6 protein-coding genes are annotated in these 7054 nt (G+C 66.5%); 5 read left to right on the plus strand and 1 reads right to left on the minus strand.

Features of this window, described 5'->3' with window-relative positions:
- Positions 1-124: 124 nt before the first annotated feature.
- Positions 125-1603 (minus strand): aldehyde dehydrogenase family protein, encoded by a 1479-nt coding sequence (locus OK17_RS22120; protein WP_461418769.1) that lies wholly within the window; start codon positions 1601-1603, stop codon positions 125-127.
- Positions 1604-1738: 135 nt separating this feature from the next.
- Between OK17_RS22120 and OK17_RS22125 the strand changes: the two genes are divergently transcribed.
- From OK17_RS22125 to OK17_RS22145, 5 genes are read left to right on the plus strand one after another with little or no spacing between them, the layout of a single operon-like run.
- Complete coding sequence (locus OK17_RS22125; protein WP_461418770.1) at positions 1739-3238, plus strand: pyruvate, phosphate dikinase; 1500 nt, start codon at positions 1739-1741, stop codon at positions 3236-3238.
- A complete protein-coding gene (locus tag OK17_RS22130; RefSeq protein WP_461418771.1) occupies positions 3235-4902 on the plus strand; it encodes an AMP-binding protein in 1668 nt (555 codons plus the stop codon). The genes OK17_RS22125 and OK17_RS22130 overlap by 4 nt, the downstream gene beginning before the upstream one ends.
- Before the next feature lie 25 nt (positions 4903-4927).
- On the plus strand, positions 4928-5536 hold the full coding sequence (locus tag OK17_RS22135) for a MarR family transcriptional regulator (protein ID WP_461418772.1): 609 nt from the start codon (positions 4928-4930) through the stop codon (positions 5534-5536).
- A gap of 15 nt (positions 5537-5551) precedes the next feature.
- Positions 5552-6703 (plus strand): amidohydrolase family protein, encoded by a 1152-nt coding sequence (locus tag OK17_RS22140; protein ID WP_461418773.1) that lies wholly within the window; start codon positions 5552-5554, stop codon positions 6701-6703.
- Positions 6700-6945 (plus strand): hypothetical protein, encoded by a 246-nt coding sequence (locus tag OK17_RS22145; RefSeq protein WP_461418774.1) that lies wholly within the window; start codon positions 6700-6702, stop codon positions 6943-6945. Before OK17_RS22140 ends, OK17_RS22145 begins: the two co-directional genes overlap by 4 nt.
- Positions 6946-7054: the final 109 nt, after the last annotated feature.

A 7054-nucleotide genomic window follows, 5' to 3' on the forward strand; every position in this document is an offset into this window, starting at 1 on the left:
GCTACGCTCGGTCGTCGCTACTCGGCCAGCGTACGAAGGGCCCTCCTCGCCATTGGGTCGCAGCGGCCGCCACCTCTGCTGGTTGAGTAGCCGAGGAGCCTGCGACGAGGCGTATCGAAACCACTCACCCCGCATGGAAACTGATGCTCTTCGTCTCCAGGAACGCTTCGAGTCCTTCTTCTCCGTACTCCCGTCCGAGCCCGCTGCGTTTGAATCCGCCGAACGGAGCGGCCGGATGCATGGCACCGGCACCGCCGTTGATGGCCAGATAACCGGACCGGATCTGGCGACACATCGCGAAAGCCGTTGCGGTGTCGGCGCTGTAGATGTGACCGCCGAGCCCGTACGGGCTGTCGTTGGCGATCCGAACCGCCTCGGCGTCGTCGTCGAACGGCAGGACGACGGCGACTGGGCCGAAGATCTCCTCGCGGACGGTCGTCGCGGAGTTGTCGAGGCCGGTGATGACTGTCGGGTCGTAGAAGAAGCCGCGGTCGAGTCCGGCGGTGCGCGCTCCCCCGGTCTCGATGACGCCACCGGCCTGGCGGGCGAGGTCGACGTAGTGTTCGACCCTCGCCACCTGGTGCTCCCGGATGAGCGGACCCATACCGACGCCGTCCTCGCGTGGCAATCCCGTCTTCACGCGTGATGCAGCGGCGACGAGCATGTCGACGTACTGGCGGTAGACGTCTCGGTGGACCAGATGGCGGGTCGACAGCGCGCAACCCTGGCCGGCTTGGGTGATGATCTGCCGGATGCCGTAGCCGACCGCGTCGGCGAGATCGGCGTCGGAACGGACGATGAGCGCGGACTTCCCGCCGAGCTCGAGGTGGACCCGGGTGATGTTCGGGGCGGCCTGAGCGCTGACGAGGGCACCGACACGCTCGGATCCGGTGAAGGTGAGGACATCGACGCGCGGGTCGGTGGTGAGCGCCTGACTGACCTCGACATCGCCCGAGACGATGTTGAGGACTCCCGGCGGCAAGTCGGCGTCGTGCGCGGCGTCGACGAGTACGAAGGCTTCCAGCGGGGTCATCGGCGACGGTTTGAGGACGACCGTGTTCCCCGTCGCGAGCGCCCCGCCCAGTTTGGCCATGTTGAGGAAGAACGGGAAGTTGTAGGCACTGATCGCTCCGACAACGCCGCACGGTTCCTTCACCACGACGCCGGCCCCCAGGGAGTGCCCGGGCAGAGGCGGCAGCGGGCGCGTCCGGTCGCGGTCGGCTTGTTCGACCGCCCAGGCGAAGTGGTCGAGGGCGACGCCCACGTGGAGGCGCTCGGCGATCGCCGGGATCGCGCCGGTTTCCGTGATCACCAGGTCGGCGATGTCGGCGCGCCGCTTGTCGAGGGCCTCGGCGAATCTGGTCAGAATCCGACGCCGGTCCACACCCGACATGCGCCCCCAGGGCCCGTCGTCGAAGGCGGTCCGCGCCGCGGTGATGGCGGCCTCGACGTCCCGGACCGTACCGTCGTGCCCCTGCGCGATGACCTCTTCGGTGGCGGGGTCGAGAACCTCGTTGACGGGTCCGTTGGAGTCGATCCACCGGCCGTCGATGTAGGGCCTGAATCCCGCCGCAGGCTGCCATGACGTGCCGTTTCGGTTCATCTCCAAGCTCCTCGCTCACAAGTCACCGTCTTCGTGACACCGGCCACACCTGTGTGACATAGTTATACAGGTATTGAGGAGGCGAGGACGATAGCTACCGCGACGCTGGACCGCCACGGCAGCGGGTTGGCACACGTGATCCGGCTGGACGGATCGGTGCAACTCGATCGAATGCTCGTGGGTAACAAAGGGTACGGCCTCGACGCCATGCGTCGGCACGGATTGCCGGTTCCGCCCGCCTTCGCCATCACCACCGCCGCCTGCCGGGAGTGGCAGCGCGACCCCGCGGCGGTCATGGACAGCATCTGGCCCCACGTACGTCAGGCACTGAAGTGGCTGGAGTCCGAGACCGGGCGGACGTTCGGACGCGGCGCACATCCCCTGCTCGTCAGCGTCCGCAGCGGCGCCGCCCAGTCGATGCCCGGAATGATGGACACCGTCCTTGATCTCGGCATCGATGACCAGGTTCACGCGGCCCTCGCCGCTGAGTGCGGTGACGCCTTCGCGGCTGACACCCGGTTTAGGTTCCGGCAGATGTATTCGAAGATCGTCCTCGACGGATCCGGTGAGGTCCCGACGGATCCAGGGGCGCAGTTGCGCGGCGCGATCGAGGCGGTCTTCGAGTCGTGGAACACCGACCGGGCCAGGGCCTATCGCGCCCACCACGGTCTCGATGACGACGCGGGCACCGCAGTGGTCGTGCAGGCCATGGTCTTCGGCAATCTGGGCAACCACTCCGGGAGCGGCGTGCTGTTCAGTCGCAATCCGATGACCGGTGCGCCGGAGCCGTTCGGGGAGTGGCTCGCCTGCAGCCAGGGCGAGGACGTGGTGGCCGGCACGCACGACTGCGACCCGATCGACGCTCTCGCCGACACTCAGCCCGACGTTCACCGTCAATTGCTGCAGAGTGCGCACACCTTGGAAGCACTGGGCACCGATGTCCAGGACATCGAGTTCACCGTGCAAGAAGGCAAGCTCTGGATCCTGCAGACGCGCAACGCCAAACGGTCCGCGGCGGCCGCAGTGCGTTTCGCACTGTCGCTGCGCGTGGAGGGCGTCATCGACGATCGCGAAGTCGTGCGGCGCGTCAAACCGTCGCACATCGAGACCCTGCTCAAGCCCGCATTGCAGCCCGAGACGCGCCTTGCTGCACCGCTTCTCGCCAAGGGACTACCTGCCTGCCCGGGCGTCGCCAGCGGTGTGGTGATCACCGACCCGGATGAGCTCCTCGAGGCCGCCGACGACCAGGACGTCATCCTGGCCCGTGCGACCACCAGTCCCGACGACATCCACGGCATGCTCGCCGCCGCTGCGATCGTCACCGAACTAGGCGGCGCGACATCGCATGCCGCGGTGGTCAGCCGCGAGATCGGGCGTCCCGCCGTCGTCGGCTGCGGCGAGGGAACGATCGCCTCGTTCGCCGGTCAGGTCGTGACCGTGGACGGCAACAACGGCGAGGTCCGCGCGGGGGCCCTCGAGTTGACCGCGTGGACGATCTCCGACAGTCCCGAACTGATCGAACTCGAAGCGGCCATCGACGCCGTGCACCCGTCGGCGGGCGCTGTGTCGTTGCTCGACAAACTCACCGCGGCCCGCGGCGCCCTGGATTCCGCGACCTCGGGGGTTCACGGATGACGGCGGTGACCGAGCCCGCCGGTACAACCGGGACGGCAGCCTCCTCGGCTGCGCCCGTCACGTGGGGTCAGGGCCGTACCGACACCGTCATCAACATCATCCAGCGCGCGGTCCGCGACGCGGGTGACACCGTGTTCCTGGACTTCTCGGGCGAAGAACTGACCTACCGCGAGGTGTGGGACCGGGCGTTGCGTCGTGCGGCCGGTCTGCGGTCGCTGGGCGTGGGTCCCGGCGACACCGTTCTGTGCGTACTGGACAACAACGCCGACGCGGTCGTGTCCTGGTTTGCGGCCAACGCACTCGGCGCGATCTGGGTCCCGGTGAACACCGCACTCAAGGCCGACTTCCTCCGCCACCAGGCCGCCGACTCAGGCGCCAAGGTGGCCATCGTCGAATCCGATTACGCCGAGCGGTTCGTCGATATCGAGGACGGTCTGCCTGAGTTGACTTATCTCGCCTACCGCGGCGAGGCGAGCGCATCCCCGAGCCGTGTCACCGCGCTGACCTTGGCGGACCTCGACGGCGCCGGCGACGGTGTCGAACTCACTCCGGCACCGGTCGACTACCGGGATCTGTCGATGTTGATCTACACGTCGGGCACGACCGGGCCGTCGAAGGGCTGCATGATCAGCCACAACTACGCGGCGAATCTGGCCGCGGCCAGCGCCGCCAAACGCGACCGGACCCATACTCTCTGGACCCCGCTCCCCCTGTTCCACCTCAATGCGGCAGCGACATCGGTGCTCGCGACCGCGGTCAACCAATCGACGCTGGCAATCGCTCCGCGCTTCTCGCTCTCGAACTTCTGGCCGGAGGTGGAACGCACTGGTGCACGCCGGGTCTCGATTCTCGGCGTGATGATCTCGCTCATCGCCTCGATGCCCGACACCCCGGAGATGCTGCGCTGCCAAGGGCAGATCGTCCAGGTGGGGGGCGCGCCGTGGACCCCGGAACTGATAGAGACGTGGCGGACGCGCTTCGGCGTTAAGTCTGCGGGCAGTGCGGTGTTCGGCCTCACCGAGGCCACCTACATCACCAGCACCCCGTCGGACATGTCCCCGCCGCTCGGCTGCGCGGGCCGCCGCAACGACGACTTCGACGTCCGGATCGCCGACGACGAGGACAACGAGGTCCTCGACGGTCGGCCCGGCGAGATCATCCTGCGCCCGCGTCGTCCGCACATCATGTTCGAGGGCTACTGGCGTCGCCCGGAGGCCACCCTCGCCGTGACCCGGAACCTCTGGTTCCACACCGGCGACGTCGGGCGATTCGACGACGACGGCTGGCTCTGGTTCGTCGACCGCAAGAAGGACTACCTGCGTCGGCGAGGCGAGAACATCTCCAGCTTCGAACTCGAACGCACCTTCCGGAGCCATCCGGACGTGTCGGAGGTCGCCGTGCACGCGGTGCCGTCGGAGTTCACCGAGGACGACATCAAGGTGACCGCGATCCTCGTCGACGGGTCGACGCTGACCGAGGAACAGTTGTGCGCCTGGTCGCTGGACAAGCTCCCCTACTTCGCGGTACCGCGCTACATCGAGTTCCGCCCGGAGCTTCCGAAGAACGCGACCGGCAAGGTTCTGAAGTATCAGTTGCGCGACGAGGGTGTCACCCCGTCGACCTGGGTCATCGACTCATCCGATCTGACGGTCGCGAAACGCTGACCCCGACTCGAGGAGAATGCATTCGATGACCGAACTCGATGTGCTGCAGGCGGTTCGACTCAAGGGCCGGGCCTCGGCGGATCAACTGAGCGCAACCACCGGGATCGACGCCGACGAACTGCAGCAGACCCTCGATCAGCTGGCCGCCGCAGAGTGCGTGATCGCCAAGGGCCCGCTCGTGCGCATCACCGACACGGGCCGTGAGCGTCTGGCCGAGTTGCTCGCCGCCGAGCGCGCCGACATCGACACCGACGCCTTCTCATCGGTGTACGCGTCGTTCCGGGATGTGAACGGCGATTTCAAGGCTCTCATCACCGACTGGCAGTTGCGTGACGGCCAACCGAACCCGCACGACGACGCCTCCTACGACGCCGCTGTACTCGCGCGGCTCCCCCACATTCATGACCGCGTCTCGGTGGTCGTCGCGGAGGCGGGTCGTCATGTGCCGCGGCTGTCGCGATACGGCACCAAACTCGACGAGGCCCTCGAGAGGATGAACGCCGGTGACACCTCGTGGCTGGCCAAGCCGATCGCCGACTCCTATCACACCGTGTGGTTCGAGCTGCACGAAGAACTCATCCTGGCCGCGGGCCTGACCCGCGACGCCGAAGCCAAAGCGGGACACGCGCAGTAAGGAGTGGCATCCACCATGCCGTTGCAAGACCACATGCAGCTGATCTCGACCGACGACCACCTCATCGAACATCCGATGCTCTGGCAGGACCGGTTGCCGTCGAAGTACCTCGATGTCGGACCGCGCATCATCGAGAAGGTCATGAACGAGGGCAACCCGCCTGCTCAGGTGTGGCAGTGGGAAGGACGCGTCTACCCGTACATCGGCCTCAACGCGGTCGCCGGCAAGAAGCCCGAGGAGTACGGCGCCGAACCCGTCCGTTACGACGACATGCTGCCGGGCTGCTACGACCCGAAGGCACGGATCACCGACATGGACATCGACGGAGTTCATGCCGCGCTGTGCTTTCCGTCGTTCCCCAAGTTCGCCGGCACCGTCTTCCTCCAGGGCGAGGACAAGGATCTCGCGCTGTTGTGTGTGCAGGCCTGGAACGACTACGTGCTCGACGAGTGGTGCCCCACCGCACCCGACCGCTACATCCCGATGACGATCATGCCGCTGTGGGACGTGGATCTGTGCATCAAGGAGATCGAGCGGACCGTCGACCGCGGCGCCCGGGCGATCTCGTTCGTGGAAAACCCGGTGCCACTCGGGCTTCCGTCGTACCACACCGATCATTGGGATCGGTTCTTCGATGCGTGCGAGGATCACGACCAGGTGCTGTCGATCCACTTCGGCACCTCGGGCAAGCCGCCGATCACCGCACCCGAGGCGCCGATGGCCGTGATGATCGCCCTGTTCGGCTGCAACTCGATGTACGCGACCGCCGACCTGCTGTTCTCGCCGGTCTTCCACCGTCACGACAAGCTGAAGTTCGCACTGTCCGAGGGTGGCATCGGTTGGGTTCCGTACATGCTCGAGCGCATCGACGCCACGTGGGAGAAGCACCGCTACTACCAGAACATCAACCAGACCGTCCGGCCGTCGGACCTGTTCCGCAAGCACATGTTCGGCTGCTTCATCGAGGACCAGCACGGCATCGACAACCGTTACGCCGTCGGGATCGGCAACATCACCTGGGAGTGCGACTACCCGCACAGCGACTCCAATTGGCCCCACAGCCGCAAGGTCGTCGAGCAGCAGATGATCAACGTCCCGGACGAGGACGTCCACAAGATGGTGGAACTCAACGCCCGTAAGCTGTTCCGTTTCGAGCGGACATCATGACCGAACGCCCCGAACACGAACTCGTCGAACAGATCCCGGCCGCCGACTGGGTCGACCAGGACCTGCTCACCCGCGAGATGTCGGCCGACCTGTTGACCGACGAGATCGCCGCGGAGGAGGGCCGTCTCGCCGCGCTGGCCGATAGTGGACTGTCGGAGTCGGACCGGAAGGCCGCGGAACAGTTGTTAGGACGCCGGATCGAAGCGATGAAGGCCGCTCGAGCGAGCTATCTCCGTGACTGAATCCACTCGCTCCCTGAGGTGCGACGAACGAAGTCCGGCAGCCCCACTCGCTCCCTGAGGTGCGACGAGCGATAGCGAGGAGCCACGAAGACATCCCAGGGGTGCAAGG

This window comes from Gordonia sp. GN26, from assembly GCF_054823965.1.